The following is a 23076-nucleotide window of genomic DNA, read 5'->3' on the forward strand; positions in this document are numbered from 1 at the left end:
ATGATCCAAGCAATAATTCACTGGTCAGTATACAACCGTTTTTTTGTGGTACTGCTGACACTGATGCTGGTGGGGGCTGGGCTATTTACCCTTAAAAACACACCTGTCGACGCCATTCCGGATTTGTCTGATGTACAAGTTATTGTCAAAACACCTTATCCAGGACAGGCACCACAAGTGGTTCAAGATCAGGTGACATTTCCGCTGACCACTGCCATGCTCTCTGTGCCGGGCGCAAAAACCGTACGTGGTTATTCCTTCTTTGGGGATTCCTATGTTTACGTTATTTTTGACGATAAAACGGATCTTTACTGGGCGCGCAGTCGGGTGCTCGAATATCTAAGTCAAGTCGCACCACAATTACCCGATGCGGCAAAACCGCAGTTGGGCCCTGATGCCACTGGGGTGGGTTGGGTGTATCTTTATGCATTAGTTGATAAAACCGGTAGACACGATATTAGCCAGCTACGCAGCTTACAAGATTGGTTTTTAAAGTTTGAGCTGCAATCGGTTGCTGGCGTGTCAGAAGTAGCGCCGATTGGCGGTATGGTGAAACAGTATCAAGTACAGGTTGATCCCAACAAATTGCGCGCTTACGGTATTCCGCTTACGCATGTACAGCAGGCGCTGCAGCGGGGTAACCAAGAATCGGGCGCTTCCGTGATTGAGATGGCTGAAGCCGAATATATGGTGACCAGTACGGGATACATTCAAAGCGTTAAAGATATTGAAGCTATCCCACTTGGGCAAGCTGTCAAAGGCACGCCATTAACGATAGCAGATGTTGCGTCTGTCAATATTGGACCGCAAATGCGTCGTGGCATTGCTGAGCTTAACGGCGAAGGAGAAGTTGTTGGCGGTGTTGTAGTCATGCGCTTTGGAGAAAACGCGCAAAAAACCATCGACGGCGTAAAGCAAAAACTTGCTGAGCTACAACAAGGCTTACCTGAAGGGGTGGAAGTGGTGACGGTTTACGATCGCTCCGAGCTTATCACCAAAGCCATTGATAATCTTTGGTCTAAACTGCTCGAAGAGCTGGTGGTGGTGGCCTTAGTGTGTGTGGTGTTCTTATTTCATATTCGCTCTTCCGTGGTTGCCGTGATCACTTTGCCACTTGGCATTCTGGTGGCTTTTATCGTGATGTATTTTCAAGGGGTGAACGCAAATATCATGTCCCTTGGTGGTATAGCCATTGCTATCGGGGCGATGACCGACGGTGCAATCGTGATGATTGAAAACATGCACAAACACATGGAAAAAACGCCACTCAATGATGAAAATCGCTGGGAAATCGTCGCAAAGTCGGCTTCTGAGGTTGGTCCTGCGCTGTTCTTTAGTTTGCTGATTATTACCGTAAGCTTCTTACCTGTGTTTATTCTTGAGGCGCAAGAAGGGCGTATGTTTGCCCCTCTGGCATACACTAAAACGTATGCGATGGCCGCATCGGCAGGGCTTGCCATTACGCTTATTCCTGTGCTGATGGGATACTTTATTCGCGGTAAAGTTGTGCCCGAGCATAAAAATCCAATCAATCGAATGTTGGTTGGCGCGTATATGCCCTTGTTGAAACAAGTTTTACGCTTTCCTAAGCTGACGTTGTTGGCTGCTGCTGCTATTACTGTCGTTGGTTTTTATCCAATGGATAAAATCGGCAGCGAGTTTATCCCTCCTTTGGATGAAGGGGATTTAATGTACATGCCGACTACATATCCAAGTATTTCGATTGGTAAAGCCAGAGAAATTTTACAGCAAACCGACAAGTTGATAGCGACGGTGCCTGAGGTAAAAAATGTCTTTGGTAAAATTGGTCGCGCGGAAACCGCAACCGATCCTGCCCCGTTGACGATGATCGAGACCTTTATTCAATTAAAACCTAAAGATCAGTGGCGTGCGGGAATGACCACTGAAAAGCTCAAAGCAGAGCTCGATAAGCTAGTGCAGTTTCCGGGCTTAACCAATGCTTGGGTGATGCCCATCAAAACGCGTATTGATATGCTCGCGACGGGGATTAAAACGCCTGTTGGAATTAAAGTCGCGGGTCCAGATCTAGATACTATCCAAAAGATTGGTCAAGATCTTGAACGTATTTTGAGTCAGGTAGAGGGCACCGCTTCGGTCTATTCAGAGCGGGTAGCTGGGGGTCGTTATATTAAGGTCGATATTCAACGTGATAAAGCCGCGCGATTTGGGCTCAATATTGCTGATGTACAGCAAGTGGTCGCAACTGCAATTGGTGGAATGGACGTCACGCAAACCATTGAAGGACAAGAGCGCTATCCGGTTAGTTTGCGCTACCCGCAAGACTTACGCGATTCTCCAGAAGCACTGCGGAAGCTTCCTATAGTCACCGCCGAGGGATTAAATATTGCCCTAGGTGATGTGGCAACTATCTATATTGAAAACGGGCCACCGGGCATTAAAAGCGAGAACGCTCGCATTAATGGCTGGACGTTTATTGATTTAGATGGTGTCGATGTTGGCAGCTATGTGGCAGCCGCTAAACAAGTACTGAGCGAGCAGGTGGAGTTACCTGCAGGTTATTCCATCAGTTGGGCTGGTCAATACGAATATATGGAGCGTGCTAAAGCTAAATTGACTTATGTGGTACCGCTCACGCTTGGGATCATTATCGTTTTACTCTATTTGAACTTTAGAAGCTTTAGCGAAGTGGCAATTATCATGGCGACGTTACCTATGGCGATGATTGGTGGACTGTGGTTACTATACCTTGAGGGGTTTAACTTTTCGGTCGCAGTTGGCGTTGGTTTTATAGCGCTTGCTGGTGTTGCCGTTGAAATAGGCGTTATCATGCTCGTGTATCTCAACCAAGCCATCAGCGAGCTTAAGGAGAAACAACCGATCATAACCCTTGAAGCCATTAATAATGCCATTTTAGAAGGTGCGGGCAAACGCATTCGTCCAGTCATGATGACGGTGGCAACAATTATTATCGGGTTATTGCCAATCCTTTACGGTTCGGGCACAGGTTCTGAGGTAATGAGCCGCATCGCCGCGCCTATGGTAGGCGGCATGGCAAGCGCACTATTACTTACCTTAGTGGTGTTACCTGTAGTGTATATGTTGATGATCCGTTGGCGTGAGAAAGTTAATGATTAACCTGAGGTTTGGATAAGGAATGAACTAACTAATTGTTTTTAAACACACATTAAATTATTCCCTTATCTAGCCAGAGAGTTTTAGGGATAACTAGACGAATTTACGCACCAATAGCTGGCTATTGGAAGTGAATTCAACGCAGTTAGCGCTAAAATTGGCTGCTAGAAAGGCATTAATTATCCGAAGCTCAGGTTAGTTAATCGATAGCGGAAAAAGTTTGCCTCAAGCGCAGTAATATTAAGCGCTTGAACGGCAAACTTTGGTTTGGTAAAACCCGATTACATCGAAAAATTGGATAAAAGACTCCTAGGACTCTAACTAACCCGAGATCAGGTTAATAACGCTTCCTTGGCGCACTTATTGCTGTACTAGAACAGCCAATGCACCAAGGAGCGAGTATGTACATTCAAAATTCACCTTATTCACAAATGTATGGTTCGAACGATCTTTATAGTCGAAAGAACAATAATGCTGTGAGCGATCAAGACATTTCTAATTCAGTGGCAAAAAATTCAGGAACACCTTCGTTTATGGAAGCCGCAAAGGCCGTTCAAGAAAAAGCCCCGAACAACACCCAATCGACCTACCTTACCAAGCATTTTGAGCAAGCTGAAAAGCTAGCCCATGAAGCTCTGGTGAGTTCGAATCACAAAATAGGCAGCCGCGAATATAACATCGAGATGTATCGTGAAATGATGACGAACATTGTAGAGATGCCAATTGAAGTAGAAATTGCACCAGAAGAGATGAACCAAGCACTGTTATTTAATCATCTGGGATTGGACTTTAAAGAGTATAAAACGGTAACTGTACGCTCAGAGTTGTTAACTATGCTTGAGCAAAAAGTCGAGCAGGACAGTACGCTAATTAGATCAGATAAAGCAAAATTAACAGCAATTATTACTGATACGCAAGATAGGCTAGAAGCCGCGCAAGCGGCGCTACTTGAAGGTGAAGACATTACCCAGCGACTGCAAGATAGCAAAAAGGCTATCTATCATTCTTACGAACAGCTTAAACTTGGTAAGGTGAGTCAGCGAGACCTGATTTCGACTTTGTAGTTATTCTTGACCAAGGATGCTTTAACAAAGTGAAGAAAATGCATTTTGTAGTCTGAAATGATTGAGGCTTATGTTTTATTCTAAAAAGTACAATTTTTTGTTCTGCCATATTAGCCGCACTGGCGGTACGTCGTTATGTAGTGTCCTCAGGCAAACGGCGCCAGACCTAAGGATGATATGCAGCCAGCATGCATCGCTTCTAGAGGCTAGAGCGGCATTGCCGGAAGCGTTTGAGAGTACGTTTAAATTTGCTTTTGTACGTAACCCATGGGAAAGACTCGTTTCTTGGTATTCACTATTAGAGAAAGGTAAAAGTCTACACTCAGAAGCGGTATCTGAGAAGCATCATTATGCAGAGAAAGAGAGGTTTGAACTATTTGTACAAGAGATGGTTGCAGAGCAGCACGGCGGAATAGCGTGGAGTCAATGGTCCCAGTTATCTGACCATTTGGGAAATTCACTCGTTAATGAAATTTGCCGCTTTGAAAACTATCAAAAAGACAGTAAGCGAATTTTAAGGAAGTTGGGGAGCAAAGATTATTATTTACCTTATTATAATCAAGCATCAAGTAGGCACTACCGTCATTACTACTCTGATTTAGCGTTAAAATTGGCTGAGGAGCTTTTCCTAGATGATATTTATCAATTTGGGTATAAATTTTGATAGTGGTCGGCCTTGTGAAAAACGGTAAATATCCAAGCAAGAAGGAAATTGGAATAAATATTTGTATAAATCACAAGTTGTAACAATAATGTGTTAATTGTTACTTAAAAGAGCTTCTGAGTGTTTATATGGATATCACTGAGTTAGATGAAAAGGCATTTGTTGACGTATTTAACCTGCCAGAAAAAATCACCATAAAGACTGCTAGCACCGCAGATATAGAGGAAATGGCTTTAGTCACCAAGGTGAGTTGGCAAGCGGCCTTTAGCGGGTTTTTACCAGAGCACGTGCTAAAAAGGGGAAACGTCGAATTTTTTGCAACTATTTGGTCTGAGATTATCAAAAATTCGACAACCCAAACAGCATTGCTTGTGACTGATGGCAGGAAAATATTAGGCTGCGGCGCAGCTGGGATTTATCGCCGAATGTATAACCCGGTTAGCCAAAAAGTATCGAGAACGAATGCTGGCGAGCTTTATCGTGGTTACATTTTACCAAGTCACCAAAACCGCGGGCTCGGTAGGGCGCTGTTGAAAGCACGCTTGTTAAAGCTTTACGAGCTGGGTTGTCAAAGCGCTTACACCTGGATCTATGAACAAAACCAACAAGCAAGACGCTTTTACGAAAAGCATGGGGCGGTAAACCTCGACCAAGCCCAAGGGATAACAATGAAACGATTTAGGTTTGAAGAAGTGTGCTATGGCATTGAAGTAAATCGTGTTTTTGATTTTAGCTAAGGTGAAGTGAGAGGAAATTTCAAACACCGTATGGTCAGAGGTAATTGTCATCGATAAGCGGTGACAATTACTTCATGCAGACTAACGTAGGTCGGCGGGTGTAGGATAGTCTGGGTGCTCAACAATTTTCGGTGCCCAAACAGCTGGGATAACGGCCTCTCGTTTCTGTTTGATACGCTCTACTAGCGTATTCAAATCATAATTGGGTTCACCATAAACGGCTAGCCAATTCTCAGGCACGTCTTCTGGGTCTGCAGCCTGAATAACGTGTGCCATCCACTGCTTTCTAAGCTCAGCCCATTCACTACTTTGATTCTCATTGACACCTGCAAGTGGTCGAAGCTCTACATATATTGTCCTTCTCGGACCTTCACTGCGTTTCGGCTCAGAGCCATGTAAAACCATCATGTCTTGAACTAAGATATCTCCGGCTTTAGCTGGTTGCTGTACAACCCCTGGAATGTTCCAGCCATATTCGCTCGAGAGAGAATAAATATCCAAAATTTGGTGTTGGGAATTTGGCAAATAGCGTAAGCACCCGTCATCTATATTCGCATCATCAAGATAGATACCGACATTTAAATATGCAAAATGACGAGAATGAGGAGCATCTTGATGCCAAGCTATGTGAGGGTGGGGATGTGGATATTTGCAGACTAAGTCACATTGCAATGGAACACTGCCTACACCACAAAGGTGTTCACTGATCGCTAACATTGCTGGTGTTGCGAGTAGTTCGATAATTAACTCGGGCGCTTCAAAAAGCAAATCATTATAACGAAAGAGTTTTGGCTCACCTGATTCATTTGATAAATGGTATTGAGTCGCGACTTTTCCATCTTGCTGTGCTTGTTTTGCTTTACTCTCGAGCGCATTAGATAGTCGCTTCAGTTGTTCCAGCAGTGTGTCGGGTAAAGTTTGTTCAAATAAAACGAAGCCGTTGTTTTCGTAAAAATCGAGTTTGCTTTTGCTCACAATCGTCATGCGTGTACTTCCTAGTTATTTTGTTGCTTGTGAGACTTAAGTGTTGTTTGTCGAGTATATTCACTCGCCTGCCAATAGAGTCTGTCTCAGCTACAGCACTGACTATAGTGTCGTAAAATGCCAGTTAGCGCAATTACGGTGGGTTACATTGTGGATTTTGTTTATATTAACTCAACTCGAATAAACAGAAACTTCCATTGGCACCACTTTGCATCCTCAAGTACAATTGGCGTTTTCGATTGCAACACACCGGAACCTTCCAATGGAAATCAAAGTAAATTACCTCGACAATCTCAGAATTGATGCCAAATTTGACGACTTTTCTGTCATTGCAGATCAGCCAATTCGCTATAAAGGCGATGGCTCAGCACCAAGTCCATTTGACTACTTTTTAGCTTCTTCAGCGCTTTGTGCAGCTTACTTTGTGAAGGTGTATTGTAATGCGCGTGACATTCCAACGGATGGAATTCGTGTGGCGCAAAACAACATCGTTGATCCTGAAAATCGTTATAACCAAATTTTTAAAATTCAGGTGGAGCTTCCGGAAAGCATTTCTGAAAAAGACCGCCAAGGTATCCTGCGCTCAATTGATCGCTGTACTGTTAAAAAAGTGATCCAAACAGGACCTGAATTCCAAGTGGAAGCGGTTGAAAGCCTTGAAGATGACTCGCAGGCTATGCTGATGGTTGATACCAGCGAAAGCGACAGCACTTTTATCCTAGGTAAAGATCTTCCGCTGGAACAGACTATCGCAAATATGACCAAGATCCTGTCGGATTTAGGCATGAAGATTGAGGTTGCATCATGGCGTAATATCGTGCCACACGTCTGGTCTTTGCATATTCGTGATGCTGCTTCACCAATGTGTTTCACCAATGGTAAAGGGGCAACCAAAGAAAGCGCGCTATGCTCAGCACTTGGTGAGTTTATTGAGCGTTTAAATTGCAACTTCTTTTATAATGATCAGTTTTTTGGTGAAGAAATCGCAAATGCTGAATTTGTTCACTACCCGAACGAAAAGTGGTTTAAGCCTGAAGCTGATGATGCGCTTCCTACTGAGATTTTAGACGACTACACTCGTGAAATTTACGACCCTGAAGGTGAACTACGCGGTTCACATCTAATCGACACAAATTCAGGTAATGTAGCGCGCGGTATTTGTTCTATTCCGTATACTCGCCATTCTGATGGTGAAACTGTGTATTTTCCGTCAAATCTAATAGAAAACTTATTCCTAAGTAACGGTATGAGTGCCGGTAATAACCTGTTTGAAGCGAAGGTGCAGTGTTTATCTGAGATCTTTGAACGCGCGGTGAAAAAGCAAATCATCGAGCAGGAAATCGTGCTCCCTGACGTGCCAGAGTCTGTACTTGCTAAATATCCAGGTATTGTTGAAGGGATCAAAGGGCTTGAAGAGCAGGGGTTCCCTGTGGTGGTGAAAGATGCATCTCTTGGCGGTCAATTCCCCGTAATGTGCGTAACCCTGATGAATCCTAAAACAGGCGGTGTGTTTGCTTCTTTTGGGGCGCATCCTAGCTTCGAAGTGGCACTTGAGCGCAGTTTAACCGAGTTGTTACAAGGGCGTAGCTTTGAAGGCTTAAACGATGTACCAAAACCTACGTTTAACAGTATGGCGGTATCTGAGCCGGAGAACTTTGTTGAACACTTTATCGATTCAACGGGGGTGATCTCTTGGCGCTTCTTTAGTGCGAAGCATGACTACGATTTTGTTGAGTGGGATTTTACAGGCACTAATGAAGAAGAATGCGATAAGTTATTTGGCATTTTGGAAGGGTTAGGTAAAGAAGCCTATATTGCGGAATTTACAGACTTAGGGATCGCTTGTCGTATTTTGGTTCCGGGCTTTTCTGAAGTCTACCCTGCCGAAGATCTGATTTGGGACAACACCAATAAAGCACTGCAATATCGCGAAGATATTCTCAACATCCATTCTCTAGATGACGAAGCATTAGCTAACTTGGTTGAGCGCTTAGAAGACAGCCAGCTTGATAACTATATTGATATTATCACCCTAATTGGCGTTGAGTTTGACGAAAATACGGTGTGGGGTCAGCTTACAATTCTTGAGCTTAAGATTTTAATCTATCTAGCGCTTGGCGATATCGAAGCGGCCATTGAATTAGTTGAAACCTTCTTGCAGTTTAATGACAACACGGTTGAGCGTGGCTTATTCTACCAAGCAATGCATGCCACGCTTGAAATTGCGTTGGATGAAGAGCTAGAAATAGAAGATTACATTCATAACTTCACTCGCATGTTCTCTAAAGACGTGATGGATGCGGTTATTGGTTCAATTAATGGCGATGTGAAATTCTATGGCTTAACGCCAACTAACATGAAGTTGGAAGGTTTAGATAAGCACCTGCGTCTTATTGAAAGTTATAAGAAGCTTCATGCAGCAAGAGGGAAATTAGCGCAGCGCTAAGCTTTATGTTTCTAAGTAAAAGCAAGATAGCATGACTGCTTATCTTGCTTTTACTGTTTGATAGACTGGTGTGTATTTAGTGGTTACACATTAACTGTAGTAGCTAAGCCCCGAACCTCAGGTTAAAAACCTTAATTTGATTTTTCCTCTTTGATACAGTTTTGGTTTTTAAACTGTGTCTTTGCATCGTGATATATAAAAGAGAAATCTGCTGTACGTGGTGTAAATATTGGTTTGCCAGTACTCTTATCGCATTCAGTTGCGATCCCGCCTGCCGCATGACAATTCATACAAGAGGAGCTTTTATAATAAAGCGCTTCTTCTTTACCTTGAGGTTGGTTTCCTAGTTGTAAAAATGTCTCAATCACTTCATTGGTCAAATAAACTGGGTGAGGCATTCCTCCCGAATAATTAATGAGTTTGGTTTCAATCGTATCACTTGCTTGGCCGTTAATATCAGTCATTGGCTTACTTCGGTTATTAGTTGAGTATTGGGTACCAATCAGTTTGTAATATTGAAGGACAGCGTTTTCTTGTTTAAACAACTTAGAAATATGCTGGTTCACTTGCTCAACAACAGGTGATATTTGCTCTAATCGCACCACCTGAGTAGGCTTAGTGCCTCCTACTGGATGATTGATTGCGCATGTTGGGCATTGCTTGTTGAAAAATGTTGGTGAGTTGCCCCAAACATTATTCTGATGTGAAAAGGTTGCGTAAATCCAGTTACTAGACGTGCCAGTTTTCTGCATTATATGAAATCCAACAACGCCAACTTCTTTTTCTTCGATTTTAAATGAACCAGCTTCGCCATTTTGTATCTGGTTGTAGCGCTTTACGGGTAGTTTGGCTCGAATATATTTACTAGGGTCATCTGACTCATCTAGCAATTTCCAAGCTACCTTTATCTCTATAGCAAGGCCTGGCGGCTTAGGGTCAAAACTTGTCAAGTTTTGTGGCAAGTTACAAGTTGGTAGTGAAGATTTGTCGGAACAAGCTAAAAAGCCAATAGTATTCATGTTGATACACATATTACTTGCCTGCTGACTTTTGCACGCCCAACTATAAGTCGGGTTATTCGCGAATTCAATTTGGCCATCTATGCTATATAGTTTGTTTTTAGTAATAAAATTGAAAACATATGGACTGACGAACTTTTGATAATAAACAGGATTGTTTTTTTGATCGGTTAAAATAGCATGTTTTTTCGGTTCATTTTTAGGCGCAACTTGTTCCACAGCAGATAAAGGCTGCATCATGGCAAAGTTTTTGGATATATCCCAGTTTACCGGAGGCGTTGCATCTACTGTGAAAATGGTCTCGGTTTCACGCCAGTTTATCCAAAGTGGAAGCGGGCAGTTGGCGCCTGAGTCGGCAGTACACACTTTTAGATTATTTTGTGTGAGCTTATAATTTTCGTCCAATTGCCTGTTTAGTGCAATAAAGCTCAACCATGAAAATAGTGCGTAACGATGATCCAAATAGTCAAGCTTCTTCGATTCAGAGGGTTTTACGGGTTTTAACTTTTCACATGACTTCACTAACTTATTGTATGCGTCAAGAGGGTAAGGTTTTAGCTGAGTCAAGTCGCTAGGAAAAGGAAAGGGCTCAGTTAATGTGCATTCGTCTTTGACTAGCCAATCTGGAAAAATGCTGTATTCAGTAGCAAAAGTACCAGTACTTACTAATAGTAAAGAGAGCTTCGCTATTACACTTTTCATGGTTATTTCCTTTTCTTATAAGGTGAAGAATATAAATATGATTTGATATTAAATTCAGATGTTGATGTGAGGGTTATTTTTATATAGTAACCAGTTTGTACTTTCAGGTTGAGCCAAGGAGTTAAGTTAGTGCTTAATTTTTTGTCTGTTATTTTTCTTAGTGCGCTCAAAAAGCTGTCATGTAGGTAATTTTCGTCAAGGTTTGTGATCCAAGGCAGTTCAATTTCAATTTTTTCTGACAACTCCGTTGAATAGGAAAGCCCAACTTGTATTTCATCTGATACATGAACAATAGCATTTAATAACTGTTCCAGTAGATATAAGTTTCCTTTCCAGTCTAGATCTTTGAGTAAACCGGGAAGTTTCAATGTTTCTAATTTAAAAACGAATTTAGCTCTAAATTCCTTTCGTCCAAATGTAAAGCTGAAGTGGTTTATCCTAGTATTCTCTAAACTAGGAAGTAACTCTTTTGTTTTATTTAAAAATTCAGGAGCTAAAAACTCAGATGCGTTAATTATAAATGCGCTTAATAGGCTGAAGTCAGCAAACTGACAATGTTGTGTACTTATACAAAATGTTGGGACTGTGCTATAACGACCATCTTCCCAGTCAAAGCTAAACCATATTAAGTTTACAGGTTTGTAAGTAGAAGAAAGCTTCCTCCTCTTTATAAACTTGTTTATTCTGTGGGCGTATTCATTTGGAAGTTTTTGGTTTATATAAGATAAAACGCTATCTAAATTATGAGGAGAGCAGTAATAGCATACTAGGAAATCAACTGCTTCTTCAAACTGTTCAATTCTCTTTTCAAAACATATTGCATGTATATTTTCAGGAATGCCATTTACAATTGGCTGAAGCTTTTCCGTTATTGTGCGATTGAGATGTTGAACCTCACTATCAAGTGCAATGCTATAAAGCTCACTTTTACTATATTTCATGATGAATGCGGGTGAAATACCAATTTAACTTAATTTTTGGTCTATTTTTTGTTCTGTTTCTGATGTTAATAACATTAGAATTTTACAAAGTAAAACAACTAAATCGTTCCTGTACCGTTGACAGAGTTTCACTACAAAAAAATACACGCTTGATTAAGCTAAAAATCACCCGCTGCTCCTATGTATTACCAAATTGTTTTGATAGTGTGTTGAACTTCAGGTCTTAGTTCTGCAGATAGTTGATCCCACAGATCATCTGTCAATCCAGTCTCTAAAGAAATTTCAGTAATAATGCGTTTTTGATCTGCTGTTAAATCAAACTCAGCCATCACTTCAGCCAAGTTATCGGTCGCTCGTTGTTTCAAAGCTTCATCGTTAGTTACATTATAGATATAAGAGATTAAACCGGTTGGTAGTTTTGTATTATCACTCATTTTTCATTTCCTAATTTTCATAGTTTTGGAGGTATAAGGTTTTAGTGCTAGCCTTATCATTTAAGTATTCATTATAAGCATCATCTTTCATTGTGTTTTTATTAAATAGTAATACTTTATATAAAAAGTAATAATAAAAAGTTCGATGTGAACGATACCCAGCAAAGCTTGATATTTTTTCTTCGAATTCTTGTAAACTACCTATATCATCTAAATTTGCCAAGTAGTTGAGCATATTATTATAACCCAACCAGCCAGCGTTATTAGAGTTTTTTGCAAGGCTTACCCCTGTTGATGAGTAATATTTTGCTTCATCTTGATATTTTTTAAAATTAATGGAATCGTTTTGTATTGAAGCATGTATTAGCTTAAACCACGCCCATATTCCATTTGTTGCTGAGCTAATATCATTTATATTTATATCTTTGGAAAGTTCAGCTAAATTATTCATAGCGCTGTGTGCCAAATCAACCTTACCAGTGAGCAACTGTGATAGAGCTTTAAAAGCAATACAAGTGAGTTCAGAGCAAAAGCCGTAATTATCAGTTATGGCTTGAGAGCTATTATCGAAAAAGCCTTCTTTTGGTAACGTATCGACAAGCGCTATTACTTTGTCAAACTCCCCCAGTGAAAAGTAGGATTGCGATAAAAGCTCGAAGATCACTGGGTGTTGGTGAGGTGGATATTCGCTTTTGTTTTCGTGCAGCTGTAATCCTATATTATGAGCTTTTAAAATATCACCGGTAGCGTAGGCGTGCAGCCATTCGCCTCTCATCGTAATGAAGCGCTCTTTAGGGTCTAAAATTGTGGCGAGTTCACTGATATTTTGAAGCACGTGCTTTTTTGCCAACGTATCTAGCCAACCATTGTATGCAATCCTAGATGAGGCAAGTGCATTTTTAATCTTATGGAGTAAAGGCTGGTTATCGATTAAACCATTTTGGAAGAAATTCAATGCCTCTGCATAGTAAATACTGGCCTCTGCGACAGAATAAATCGCAGCGGCGCTTTTTGCTGATGTTAGTAATAATTCAACAGCCGCATCATGCTCTCCCACTTTTGCTAAATGGTGGGTTGTAAGCAGTGGTTGCTTTTGGCTCATTCCTGTATTGTTGAGTACCTCAATTATACTCATGTGGTGTGCATGCGATTCATGCTTACCCATACTTTCATAGGCAGCATCACGTACCAAAGCGTGTTTAAAAATATAGCTATCGTTATCAACACGACGTTGCTGCACAATAAGGTCGTTTGCTATCAACTCATTTAAGTCGTTTTGGATCTGGTTTTCGCTTAAAGAAGATGCCGCAACGAGTAAATCATATTCAAACTCTCGGCCAATTGTGGCTGCTAGTTGGGCTGTTTCTTTGGCGTGACTGAGGCTATCTAGTTTTTGTTGTAATGACTCTCTTAAACTCGTAGGTACATGGTCAAGTTTATCTGGTGCGAGGAAGTCAATCTCTCCGCCTTTATCTCCAACTAATGCCTTTTGTTTAAGCATGTTGACGAGTTCTTCAATAAATAGCGGGATCCCGTCGGTGCGGCTGGTAAGTAATTTGAGAACTTGCTCTGACACTCGGCGGCCATCAAACAAATTAATGATAAAATCTTCTGTGGCTTTTTCGGTTAGTTTTTTCAGACAAACATCCACTAAGGTGAGGTCTTTTAACTGAGTTGGTACCGCTTGTCTTGAAGTGCTTAGTAAAACATCACCTGAAGCGAGCGCACCGACAAAGTGATGTAAAAACTCTAAGGTGGTGCTATCTGCCCAGTGAATGTCCTCGATAATGTAAAGCTTAAACTTGCTGAGTCCATGGCGATTTGACAATAACAATGCACAAAGCCCTTTAAACAACACTTGCTTTTGCTCATCGGGAGAAAGTGTAGAAGGCGTGATTTCATCATCAAGTGAGATATTGAGCCAAACTAGCAACACAGGGATAGCTTGTGCTAAATCGAGCTTACTATCCATGTTGGATAATACATAACTAAAAACGGTATTGGCTGAATGAGCATCTAGCTGCTCGGTGTTAAATAGATACTTGACCAGCGTTAAAATTGGATACAAAGCATTATTTTGATGCTCTGGTAAACACTGGGCGACTAAATGTTGATATTGCGGTGCATTAGCACGAATTTCTTGCAGCAGCCGAGATTTACCTATGCCAGCCTCACCATGAATGTGAGCGATGCGGGTTGCACCTTCGACCTCGTTATTAATGAGTGAAAGTGTCTGTTCAAGCTCAAGGTGACGACCAACAAGTTCGTGATGGTTCTTTGTACCACGCATAAAGCCAAATGCTTCGATGCGACGTTCTCCTTGCAAGTTATAAACCGGCGTTAGTTCAAATAACGGGCCTATTTGTACTTGGCCGTACAGATTGAATTCAGAAAAAGCATCAAGGAGTGAGCGTGACTCTGCACTACATAAGACTTGGCGCTCGCCAGCTTCACGGGAGAGTGCTGCTGCAATATTCGCGTGATGTCCTTCAGGTACGGCATTAGCATAGGTAATAAATATCCCAGTGTGAATTCCTATATGGGCGTTAAGCGCGACTCTGTGAGCTTCTTGCATTAGCGCGTTACGCTTCGCAAGCTCGCTTATCATTTCAAGTGCGGTACGGGCAGATAATCGCGCATCATTATCGCTGCTAACGGGGTAGCCAAAATAAAACAAACTGGTATCGGCGAGATTACCCACATGATAAGCGCCGTAACGAGTCGCGATATCAATAAAGTGATTGCGTTGAGATTTATAAACCGTGTCTATGACATCGAAGTCTTTTTCATTGTTGTCGAGTGCTTTGACACTTAACCTTACAGCAAGAACGGTTAGCTGCTTGCGCTCAGTAAGCGCAGTATATTCTTGAATGGCGCGATGATTAGGATCGTCATCACGGATCATTACTGTGGTTTCGTCGTAACCATGCTGGGCTTTAACATCATTTAGCACACCAACAAGGTTCGATACGTTCATCCGAGCAAGTTCAGAAAATGCCTCGGTTGCGGTGATCACACGTTCCAACGCACTTTTATTGAGTACACGCCTAAGCAGTCCCGCAAGGGGGTGGCCAAGTAGGGCGCTGGGAATTGGAATGTGTACATCGCTTAATTGTTTGTGATAAATCGATGCGACGCTAGTGCCCGTCACCGCAGGCACGCCTGTTAAACATTCTAAGAATACTAGACCCCATACATAAAGATCTGATTTGGCAGAAGCTGGCTCGCCACGTAATTGTTCTGGTGCGCTGTAAGAAGGCGTGCCCAATGTTTCTTGCGTAAGCGTGATTGTTTCAAAGTCATGTTGGCGGCTTTCTTGCGCAAGTGTACCGATACCAAAATCAAGTATTTTGGCGTAAGTCTTAGCACCAGATTGGCTTAGCATAATATTGGTTGGTTTTATGTCTCTGTGAATAATGCCTTGTTGATGGGCATGAATAAGTGCATCTAGCACCTGCAACATGATGTCGGTTGCATACACAGAATCAATCGCGCCATTTTGACTTAGATAGTCCCTTAATGTTTGTCCTTCCACATACTCGAAGACTCCAAACATTAAATTTTCATTTAATTGTCCTTTATCTAATAATCGTACGATATTTGGGTGGTTTAATTGACTACAAAGTAAGGTTTCACGATTGAAACGTTCTGCATATCTTTGTTTTTTCGTCGCTTCTAGTTGTGGTTCTAACGCCAAAAATTTTAGTGCAACGATTTGCCCTGTGTTTATTTGGCGCGCCTTAAAAACTTTACCGAATCCACCTTCTCCAATTTTTTCAAGTAGTTGGTATTTGTCAGACTGGAATACATCGACAATATGGCTATCCGAAAACTGTGTCAGAGACATATGATTACTAATTCTTATTTTTTGTTAATGGTATAGGGTAATTGGAATGTAAATACTTGTCTAGCATGAGAATTTTAATTGTTTTTTAAAATTGGATAATTAACAGTCTGGGTTGACTGTGGGATTTCGTAAGTATTTGAAAATATTCTATTTTTATTTGGGTGGTTTTTTTGGAATATTGCTTGTAATGGAGTGTAATTCCTTCTGCTCGAAAAAGTTGGCATACTTTACCTATAAGAATAAAAAGGAAAAATGAATGAAACGCCGAACGTTTATGTTTGCTGGTGCAGCACTCACGGTTGCATCAGTCTTGCCTCCTGTTAGTTTTGCTAGACAAAGCTTCACTGCTTCTGGAGTATCAAAAGATACAACGGAAAGGCTTCCTGAAAATCTATTGAATGAACTCGGTATTCAAGTACCTATCAGGGATGTTCTAAGCCCTTCAGGGGAACGAGTTTCTTTTAAAAAAAGAGCCAATATAATTAGGCGTTACGGAGATTCTCTCTACGTTTACTTCGAACATGAGAGGGTGATCAGGGTTTTTGATACCCAGGGTAACCCTGCTTCCAATGAATTGCCTTTACCTAAATACATTAGCGATCTTAAAGATTTTGCTGTAGATCCGACACAACAACAGCTTTATTTATTGCAACCTGGAAAGCACCACATAGTGTTAGCCGACTTTAGCGGTGAAATATTGGGCACTTTTGGTGAGTTCGGAATTGAGCAAGACTATCAACTTAATGGTCCAAAGAGCATCACCATTGGTAAGTCTAATCAGTTATTTGTTTTGAATTCTGGCAGTTCTAGTATCAAAGTTTTTGAAAGCAATGGAGTATTTTTAAAAAACTATACATTGAGTCAAAAGCAAAAACGCACAGTTACAAGTATCGATGGCGCTAATCAGATTATTATCAATGGTGGGAAGTTTTCAGATCGCCAATGGAAATTAGATCAAAATATTCGCAATTTTATCGAGGTGGACTAAGCTGAGGAAGGGCTTGATCGGATTTTACTTTTTTGCCACTTAAGCAGTTTGGAGCTTGAGTTACGTTAGGTTAGTTATCTGTGAACTTAAGGATGGTTATGCCATATAGTAAGGAACGGTTAGCTTATTTTAAGCTTCCAATTTTTCTTGAACATCAACAAGTACTCGACGAGCTTGGGACGCTGAATGAGCTGGCCTGGACTGACCATGTAAATAAAGCAAATTACGACGGCGGGTGGGACGTAGTTGCGTTGCGTTGTTTGTCAGAGCATTTATCTGCTCACCCGATCTTACAAAACTTTGCGATTGAGTCAGGCACTCACTGGCAAAACTTACCTATATTAGAAGAAAAGCCGCTACTTAAATCATTCGTTGATAATTTCCCCTGTGAAGTTCTCTCTGTAAGAATCATGCGATTGAAAGCAGGTGCTTTTATAAAACCTCACAGAGATGGCGGCCTTTGTATCGAAAATGGTGAAGCAAGACTTCATATACCTTTGGTCATCGACACTGCTCTTGAGTTTGTCGTTGATGGTATGCAAGTACCAATGAAAGAAGGAGAGGTGTGGTACATAAATGCGGACAAAATACACAGTGTCGCTAACCGAGGAAACCTTGATAGAGTCAATATCGTTATTGATTGCAAAGTAAATGATTGGTTATTAGATTGCCAGTCAGGGTCAATGGGCGTTCCTTGTGAAGAGTATACAAGCTAAAAAATGCAGTGTGTTTCGTTAGCAAGCGATTTAAAAATAATAGGTTGAAGGATCTGTAATGACGTCTGGCAGCGTGTACCAAGTAAAAAAATTGCTAGAGCACTCTCAAGCTTTGCTCCTAAATGATATTGATGCTGGGCTAAATAGACCTCACGCACTATCTATGTCTGAGGCTCTAGCTGAGCTAACAGGCGTATCCACTGACTTCGATATGAATGATTGGTCTGATATAAACACTGACAAAGGGGTCGCGATTTCACCTGTTCAGGCAGCTAAATGTTTACTAGAAACGCTACGTAGTCAGATACTTATGCAGGGCGTTGCGAGCGCGATACGAGACAAAATCAATCAGCAAGATAATATAAATATCCTCTACGCAGGGACCGGGCCATATGGTGTATTACTATTACCTTTTCTCGCGCTCCACAAAACGAGTCCAGTCTCAGTAACACTTTTAGATATTCATCCAGAAAATACGCAAGCAATACATGAGCTGGTAACTAAACTTGATATCGCTCATATGGTGAAACGTATAGTGCACGCAGATGCAACGACTTGGCTACCTGAAGAACCAATAGAGTTTGATCTCATTATTTCCGAGACCATGAATACCTTATTACGCAGAGAGCCTCAAGTATGGATTTTTAGTCACCTTCAACAGTTTTTAAAGCCAGATGGAGAGCTCATACCTCAAGAAATTGAGCTTACTGCTTGGCTATGCAATCCAAGTTCTCTGACGAAAAGTGAGCAAAGAGTCAACCCAGCTGAGCTTGGTTCGTTTTTCCGTCTCGATAAAAACACAGCAAGCGCACTCAATGAGAATAATCTAGATGTTTTATCTGGTTCGTTTGAGGTACCGGATTGCGGGAAAGTTTATCATACACTGGAATTGAAAACGGAAATCAAAGTCTATAGGGAGCATAGACTCACCGAAAACCAATGCAGCTTGAATTTACCAATTAAGTACCAAGATAAAAATCTAAAGGCCGGTGATCGGATCATGTTTGAGTATATTAACGATCCAATACCTGAGTTTATCTTTAGCTTCCCTGATGAAAGTTTACCAAATCTTCCCGCTTATCATGAGGTGGGTGAGTCTGGAATTTTCCAAATTAAACGTATCTTCGTTAAATGCCAATTAAATAAAGTAAATAAGCTTGATATTAAAAACCATGAATGTGAGTGGTCTTTGGATACACAAATATGGGGTGAACTTGAGTTAAGTTTAGAATTGGTTTTAGAAGCCTTGTATCGGTTTAGGTTGTTTGAGGAATTTGAGTTTTGGCTGCTTGATAAAATTGGTAATCGACTTGATGATAAATTAGTTGGTGCTATTAATCGAAAAGTAGTTGGTTTTTATAGTTAAAATATAAAGGTAAGAGTGATGAAGTTTACGCCTCCAGATGGTTTATATGTTAGACCGTCAAAACCAGAAGATAAAGGCTTTCTGGAAAGCTTACACCATAGCACTCGGCAAGATTTGCAGTTGATTGATGGAGATAAGGATTTTATAGAGTCAATTATTGAAATGCAGTTTAAAGCGCAAAGTAATGGCTATGGAGATCAATTTCCAAACGCTATGTATTTCATTATTGAAAAACACCATGAGCGAATAGGCAAGGCGACAATTGACTTTGGTAATAATGAAGTGAGATTAATAGAAATTGCTTTAATACCTCAAGCTCGTGGATTAGGACTCGGTGCAGCAGTTGTTCAATCTTTCCAGCAAGCTGCTGCTCAATCCGGCGTGCCGATGACTCTGTCGGTATTGCAAAATAATTACGATGCAAAGCGTTTATATCAGAAGCTAGGCTTTAAAATTGAATCAATTAAGGCTCCTTATGAGTTACTAATTTGGTATCCGCCAGCGTTGAGGAATATAGTTTTAGGTTAATTTAAAAAGAGGGGTAATGAACGAAAGGTAATAAAGCGCCTCGCTTGATCATTGGTATTAATAACTGTTTTTTAGTTAACAAGAGCGAGTCTAACTTAATGAGCAAAGGAGCAAGTGTTGTGAAACTAACTAGTAGTTTATTTGAAGACTTAATCGGTCAGGATGTTGAAGTATTTACGGCCGATGGCAAGCATAAGCTAAACGAGTTGCAAGTTGATGCTATTGATGAGTGCAAGCTAAACAGTAATGAATTTGAAGGATTTTCTGTAACGTTAACCGCCAAATCAAATTTTCCGCTTACTGATGATACGTATACATTAAAGCATCAAAAGTTGGGTGAAATGCCACTGTTTTTATCTGCATACGAAAAAGACAAGTATCAAATAATTATCAGCATAAAAAAAGAAGCATAAAGGAGTTTAATAATGTCAGAACCCTATATTGGACAGGTTACCCTCTATGGCTATAATTGGGCACCTAAAAATTGGTCTTTATGTAATGGTCAGCTAATTCAAATTAGCCAAAATCCAGCGCTTTATTCTCTTACCGGCACCGCGTATGGTGGTGATGGTAGAACAACCTTTGGTCTACCAGACTTTCGTGGCAGAGTACCGGTGGGGCTTGGTGACTTAGGAAACGTTAGTTACGATAGAGGCAATGCTGGTGGCGCTGAAAACGTAACCTTAACCTTAGCAAATATTGCACACACCCACAGCGTGCAAGCAAGTACGAAAACGGCTAACTTTCCATTCGCAAATTTTCCCACACCAAACCAAATGGCGACGCAGACGGCAGAGCCTATATATGCTGCAGCATCGAATTTGGTAAATGCCTCTGGCTCTACGGTATCAAGCATTGGCGGCGGTCAGAGCCACAATAATATGCAACCCAGCTTATCTCTTAATTTTGCCATCGCACTAACTGGCATTTATCCAAGCCGAAACTAAGGAGGCCGTAAATGGAAGGGTTTATTGGACAGATAACGATGTTTGCCGGCAATTACTCGCCGTTTAAATGGGCGTTTTGTTATGGGCAGATCACTGCAATTACAGGGAATGAAGCATTATTCTCTTTGCTTGGGAATATTTATGGTGGTGATGGAAGAAGTAGTTTTGGGTTTCCTGATATGCGAGGTCGATTACCTATGGGATTTGGCAATGGTCCCGGGTTAACGCCAACACAGATAGGAACAATGAAAGGGGTAGAAACGGTCTCCTTAGATATCAGTCAAATACCATCGCATAGCCATAATTTTCAGGTAAGTAACAATACCGCGACGGGTACAAACCCTGGTGGGCAAGTGTTGGGTAAAGCTGATATTTACTGTGAACCAGCAACGGCCCAGCACAATGATGGCCCTTCAGCTATGTATGATGGCATCATTGCCTCCACGGGAAGCAATCAGGCTCATGAAAACAAAATGCCTAGCCTTGGGGTTAATTTTATCATATGCCTAAATGGCATATATCCACCTAGAAATTAAGGAGAAGAATAATGGCTGATTGTTTTTTAGGTGAAGTTCGAATGTTTGTTTGCAATTTTACACCAGAGTGGTGGACCAGTTGTGGAGGACAGCTACTACCTATATCGCAAAATTCAGCACTTTTTGCGGTAATAGGCTGTAACTTTGGTGGTGATTGTCGCACCACCATGGGGGTGCCAAATTTACAATGTAGAGTTCCGATGGGGACGGGGACAGGTCCAGGCCTAACACCAAATTGGTTAACCGAAAAGCAAGGCGACAATGAAGTTGTGCTAGTTGCGTCGGACTTACCTGCTCATACCCACACTTTTAATGGTACGACTTCGCTAGCTGGAACCGTTGATACGGGGCAGGGAAATCTACTCGCTCAGTCTACAGTTGGTGCTATTTATGATAACGCTCCTAATGCGCAAGAGCAGGTAGAGATGGACTATACTGCGCTTGGTGCCAATGGTATGGCAAATGCTGGACATGAAAACCGTCAGCCATTTTTGGCGATTCAGTTTGCATTGGCACTAGATGGTACATTTCCACCAAGGAACTAGCTTAGTAAGGCGCAAAGTATTGGTAAGAGATTGGTTTGGTGCTGATCCTTACTAATACTTATATTTTACGGCGGTAATTGGGTGTTATTATAGCTTTTAAATTAGTAACTTACTGTGGTGTTTGTAAGAGTGGTAACCAATGTGTAAAAAAGAGGTTTGTCAGCTTTTTTATCTAACAAGATTTAAGCTGGTGCTGTGCTTTATATTTGTTGTTTTATCTATTGGTACGACGAATGCACAGGGAATTGAGCTTGTTAATTTTGGCAACAAGATAAAGCTTGAAAAGAGCAGCGCTGAACCTAAGAGTGTGTATAAGTTTGCTAATTCAGAACAATTGTTAGAGCTGAATAACAGAATAATCATAAAAATAAAGGCTGGGATGGGCGGTGGCGTTACAAACGCCTTAAAACAAAAAATAGAGGTGGGTCAGTTAGCCACCTTTGGGCCATTTGCAGAGCACGAGTTTATGGTGGTATCGCTAAAAGACGCGTCCGCAAAGCGCTTAACTGCTGCACTAGCGATTGCCAGTGGTTTAGAGGGGGTAATATATGCCCAACCAGATATTTTACAAATAAAAAGTAAGCTCGAAGTTGAAAATCATAACGCTGCGCAATGGTTAACAAAAACCTTGTCGCAATCAGGTTCTATGAAAAGCTTACCCTTTCGTTTATTTCAGTTAGAGAAATGGCAAAAACAACTACAACAATTGACTCAAGGTGAGGGAGTAAAAATAGTTGTTATCGATGATGGCTTTGATTTAAAACATGAGGCCTTAAGTAAAACTAAGGTATTACTCACCTACGATATTGAAAGAAGAGTCAAGGACGTACAGCCGCAAAACCGCTTTGATAAACATGGTACTAAGGTAGTCGGAGTGATCTTTGCCAGAGAAAATGACGCTTTGCCAGCTGAAATGGCGGGCCTTGCAATCGACGCAGGGCTTATTGCAATAAGGCAAACAAAAAGCTGGACAAGCCATACATTGGAGTCGTTACATATTGCGCAACTGGCGCAAGCCGATGTTGTTAACATGAGTTGGCGAACACAGTTACTACTGGAACCAATAAAAGATGCCATTGATGGCCTAGCACAAACCGGCCGAGGCGGTAAAGGTGCGCTGGTAGTTATAGCCGCTGGAAACAGCGGGAAGATGATTAAAGCAAACAGCACAGAGGCGAGTATTGCATCTGCGGTGGTGGTGGGCGCAATGAATAGCAGCGGTATGCCGGCAAGTTTTAGCAACTTTGGTAAATCGGTTAGTGCTTGGATGCCAGGTTATAGTGCTAGGGGTATTGCAAGAAATAATGCATACAGTGGTTTTGGTGGTACTTCTTACGCAGCGGCATATTGCACGGGCATGATTGCACTGCTGTTGGCCGCTGAACCCAGACTAACGGCAAGTAAAGTCAAACAAAAGCTGGCTCAAGTGTCTGGTTTAGCGTTGGACAACCAGAGTAAGCAAAGTAATTAAACGGCTGTGTTAGCTACTGATAACACA

General features: G+C 41.4%; 19 protein-coding genes. 14 read left to right on the forward strand and 5 right to left on the reverse strand.

All coding sequences use genetic code 11. The features are described from left to right. From PNC201_RS18240 to PNC201_RS18255, 4 genes are all read left to right on the forward strand, one after another. A complete protein-coding gene (locus tag PNC201_RS18240) occupies positions 1 to 3117 on the forward strand; it encodes an efflux RND transporter permease subunit (RefSeq protein WP_102057924.1) in 3117 nt (1038 codons plus the stop codon). A gap of 398 nt (positions 3118 to 3515) precedes the next feature. Continuing rightward, positions 3516 to 4178, forward strand: a complete 663-nt coding sequence (locus tag PNC201_RS18245; RefSeq protein WP_102057925.1) for a hypothetical protein — start codon at positions 3516 to 3518, stop codon at positions 4176 to 4178. 70 nt (positions 4179 to 4248) lie between these two features. Then, entirely contained in the window at positions 4249 to 4842 is a 594-nt protein-coding gene (locus PNC201_RS18250; RefSeq protein WP_102057926.1) for a sulfotransferase family 2 domain-containing protein, read from the forward strand. Positions 4843 to 4970: 128 nt separating this feature from the next. Continuing rightward, a complete protein-coding gene (locus PNC201_RS18255; protein ID WP_010605243.1) occupies positions 4971 to 5579 on the forward strand; it encodes a GNAT family N-acetyltransferase in 609 nt (202 codons plus the stop codon). A gap of 81 nt (positions 5580 to 5660) precedes the next feature. On the opposite strand, the gene PNC201_RS18260 is transcribed toward PNC201_RS18255, so the two are convergent. Further along, on the reverse strand, positions 5661 to 6563 hold the full coding sequence (locus PNC201_RS18260) for a phytanoyl-CoA dioxygenase family protein (RefSeq protein WP_102057927.1): 903 nt from the start codon (positions 6561 to 6563) through the stop codon (positions 5661 to 5663). A gap of 262 nt (positions 6564 to 6825) precedes the next feature. On the opposite strand from PNC201_RS18260, the gene PNC201_RS18265 reads away from it, so the two are divergent. Beyond that, positions 6826 to 9009, forward strand: a complete 2184-nt coding sequence (locus PNC201_RS18265) for an OsmC domain/YcaO domain-containing protein (protein WP_102057928.1) — start codon at positions 6826 to 6828, stop codon at positions 9007 to 9009. 131 nt (positions 9010 to 9140) lie between these two features. Here PNC201_RS18265 and PNC201_RS18270 read toward each other — a convergent pair whose 3' ends face one another. The 4 genes from PNC201_RS18270 to PNC201_RS18285 form a co-directional block, all read right to left on the reverse strand. Continuing rightward, positions 9141 to 10730 carry a hypothetical protein gene (locus tag PNC201_RS18270; protein ID WP_102057929.1) on the reverse strand — a complete coding sequence of 530 codons (1590 nt, stop codon included), beginning with the start codon at positions 10728 to 10730 and terminating at the stop codon, positions 9141 to 9143. Positions 10731 to 10732: 2 nt separating this feature from the next. Continuing rightward, positions 10733 to 11671 carry a hypothetical protein gene (locus PNC201_RS18275; RefSeq protein WP_102057930.1) on the reverse strand — a complete coding sequence of 313 codons (939 nt, stop codon included), beginning with the start codon at positions 11669 to 11671 and terminating at the stop codon, positions 10733 to 10735. A gap of 185 nt (positions 11672 to 11856) precedes the next feature. Continuing rightward, complete coding sequence (locus tag PNC201_RS18280) at positions 11857 to 12105, reverse strand: hypothetical protein (protein ID WP_010605248.1); 249 nt, start codon at positions 12103 to 12105, stop codon at positions 11857 to 11859. Between the two features lie 10 nt (positions 12106 to 12115). After that, a complete protein-coding gene (locus PNC201_RS18285; protein ID WP_102057931.1) occupies positions 12116 to 15952 on the reverse strand; it encodes a TOMM system kinase/cyclase fusion protein in 3837 nt (1278 codons plus the stop codon). A gap of 256 nt (positions 15953 to 16208) precedes the next feature. Between PNC201_RS18285 and PNC201_RS18290 the strand changes: the two genes are divergently transcribed. The 9 genes from PNC201_RS18290 (at position 16209) to PNC201_RS18330 (ending at position 23049) form a co-directional block, all read left to right on the forward strand. Next, on the forward strand, positions 16209 to 16940 hold the full coding sequence (locus tag PNC201_RS18290) for a hypothetical protein (protein ID WP_102057932.1): 732 nt from the start codon (positions 16209 to 16211) through the stop codon (positions 16938 to 16940). Between the two features lie 98 nt (positions 16941 to 17038). Beyond that, complete coding sequence (locus PNC201_RS18295) at positions 17039 to 17656, forward strand: aspartyl/asparaginyl beta-hydroxylase domain-containing protein (protein ID WP_010377783.1); 618 nt, start codon at positions 17039 to 17041, stop codon at positions 17654 to 17656. Positions 17657 to 17714: 58 nt separating this feature from the next. Continuing rightward, on the forward strand, positions 17715 to 19022 hold the full coding sequence (locus PNC201_RS18300; RefSeq protein WP_102057933.1) for a class I SAM-dependent methyltransferase: 1308 nt from the start codon (positions 17715 to 17717) through the stop codon (positions 19020 to 19022). An 18-nt stretch (positions 19023 to 19040) separates the two neighbouring features. After that, a complete protein-coding gene (locus PNC201_RS18305) occupies positions 19041 to 19550 on the forward strand; it encodes a GNAT family N-acetyltransferase (protein WP_039494928.1) in 510 nt (169 codons plus the stop codon). A gap of 119 nt (positions 19551 to 19669) precedes the next feature. After that, the gene (locus PNC201_RS18310; protein WP_223192109.1) at positions 19670 to 19963 is read left to right on the forward strand and encodes a DUF6916 family protein; all 294 of its coding nucleotides are present in this window, start codon (positions 19670 to 19672) and stop codon (positions 19961 to 19963) included. A 12-nt stretch (positions 19964 to 19975) separates the two neighbouring features. Continuing rightward, entirely contained in the window at positions 19976 to 20497 is a 522-nt protein-coding gene (locus PNC201_RS18315; RefSeq protein ID WP_102057934.1) for a phage tail protein, read from the forward strand. A gap of 11 nt (positions 20498 to 20508) precedes the next feature. Beyond that, positions 20509 to 21033 (forward strand): phage tail protein, encoded by a 525-nt coding sequence (locus PNC201_RS18320; RefSeq protein ID WP_102057935.1) that lies wholly within the window; start codon positions 20509 to 20511, stop codon positions 21031 to 21033. An 11-nt stretch (positions 21034 to 21044) separates the two neighbouring features. Beyond that, positions 21045 to 21578: a phage tail protein gene (locus PNC201_RS18325; RefSeq protein ID WP_102057936.1), complete on the forward strand. Its 534-nt coding sequence runs from the start codon at positions 21045 to 21047 to the stop codon at positions 21576 to 21578. 139 nt (positions 21579 to 21717) lie between these two features. Next, entirely contained in the window at positions 21718 to 23049 is a 1332-nt protein-coding gene (locus PNC201_RS18330) for a S8 family peptidase (RefSeq protein ID WP_102057937.1), read from the forward strand. The last annotated feature ends 27 nt before the right edge of the window (positions 23050 to 23076 follow it).

The sequence above is a fragment of the Pseudoalteromonas sp. NC201 genome (assembly GCF_002850255.1).
GTDB lineage: Bacteria > Pseudomonadota > Gammaproteobacteria > Enterobacterales > Alteromonadaceae > Pseudoalteromonas.

Coding starts and splice junctions, on each gene's coding strand:
- PNC201_RS18240 (WP_102057924.1), top strand. CDS start 1: ATGATCCAAGCAATAATTCACTGGTCAGTATACAACCGTTTTTTTGTG.
- PNC201_RS18245 (WP_102057925.1), top strand. CDS start 3,516: ATGTACATTCAAAATTCACCTTATTCACAAATGTATGGTTCGAACGAT.
- PNC201_RS18250 (WP_102057926.1), top strand. CDS start 4,249: ATGTTTTATTCTAAAAAGTACAATTTTTTGTTCTGCCATATTAGCCGC.
- PNC201_RS18255 (WP_010605243.1), top strand. CDS start 4,971: ATGGATATCACTGAGTTAGATGAAAAGGCATTTGTTGACGTATTTAAC.
- PNC201_RS18260 (WP_102057927.1), bottom strand. CDS start 6,563: ATGACGATTGTGAGCAAAAGCAAACTCGATTTTTACGAAAACAACGGC.
- PNC201_RS18265 (WP_102057928.1), top strand. CDS start 6,826: ATGGAAATCAAAGTAAATTACCTCGACAATCTCAGAATTGATGCCAAA.
- PNC201_RS18270 (WP_102057929.1), bottom strand. CDS start 10,730: ATGAAAAGTGTAATAGCGAAGCTCTCTTTACTATTAGTAAGTACTGGT.
- PNC201_RS18275 (WP_102057930.1), bottom strand. CDS start 11,671: ATGAAATATAGTAAAAGTGAGCTTTATAGCATTGCACTTGATAGTGAG.
- PNC201_RS18280 (WP_010605248.1), bottom strand. CDS start 12,105: ATGAGTGATAATACAAAACTACCAACCGGTTTAATCTCTTATATCTAT.
- PNC201_RS18285 (WP_102057931.1), bottom strand. CDS start 15,952: ATGTCTCTGACACAGTTTTCGGATAGCCATATTGTCGATGTATTCCAG.
- PNC201_RS18290 (WP_102057932.1), top strand. CDS start 16,209: ATGAAACGCCGAACGTTTATGTTTGCTGGTGCAGCACTCACGGTTGCA.
- PNC201_RS18295 (WP_010377783.1), top strand. CDS start 17,039: ATGCCATATAGTAAGGAACGGTTAGCTTATTTTAAGCTTCCAATTTTT.
- PNC201_RS18300 (WP_102057933.1), top strand. CDS start 17,715: ATGACGTCTGGCAGCGTGTACCAAGTAAAAAAATTGCTAGAGCACTCT.
- PNC201_RS18305 (WP_039494928.1), top strand. CDS start 19,041: ATGAAGTTTACGCCTCCAGATGGTTTATATGTTAGACCGTCAAAACCA.
- PNC201_RS18315 (WP_102057934.1), top strand. CDS start 19,976: ATGTCAGAACCCTATATTGGACAGGTTACCCTCTATGGCTATAATTGG.
- PNC201_RS18320 (WP_102057935.1), top strand. CDS start 20,509: ATGGAAGGGTTTATTGGACAGATAACGATGTTTGCCGGCAATTACTCG.
- PNC201_RS18325 (WP_102057936.1), top strand. CDS start 21,045: ATGGCTGATTGTTTTTTAGGTGAAGTTCGAATGTTTGTTTGCAATTTT.
- PNC201_RS18330 (WP_102057937.1), top strand. CDS start 21,718: ATGTGTAAAAAAGAGGTTTGTCAGCTTTTTTATCTAACAAGATTTAAG.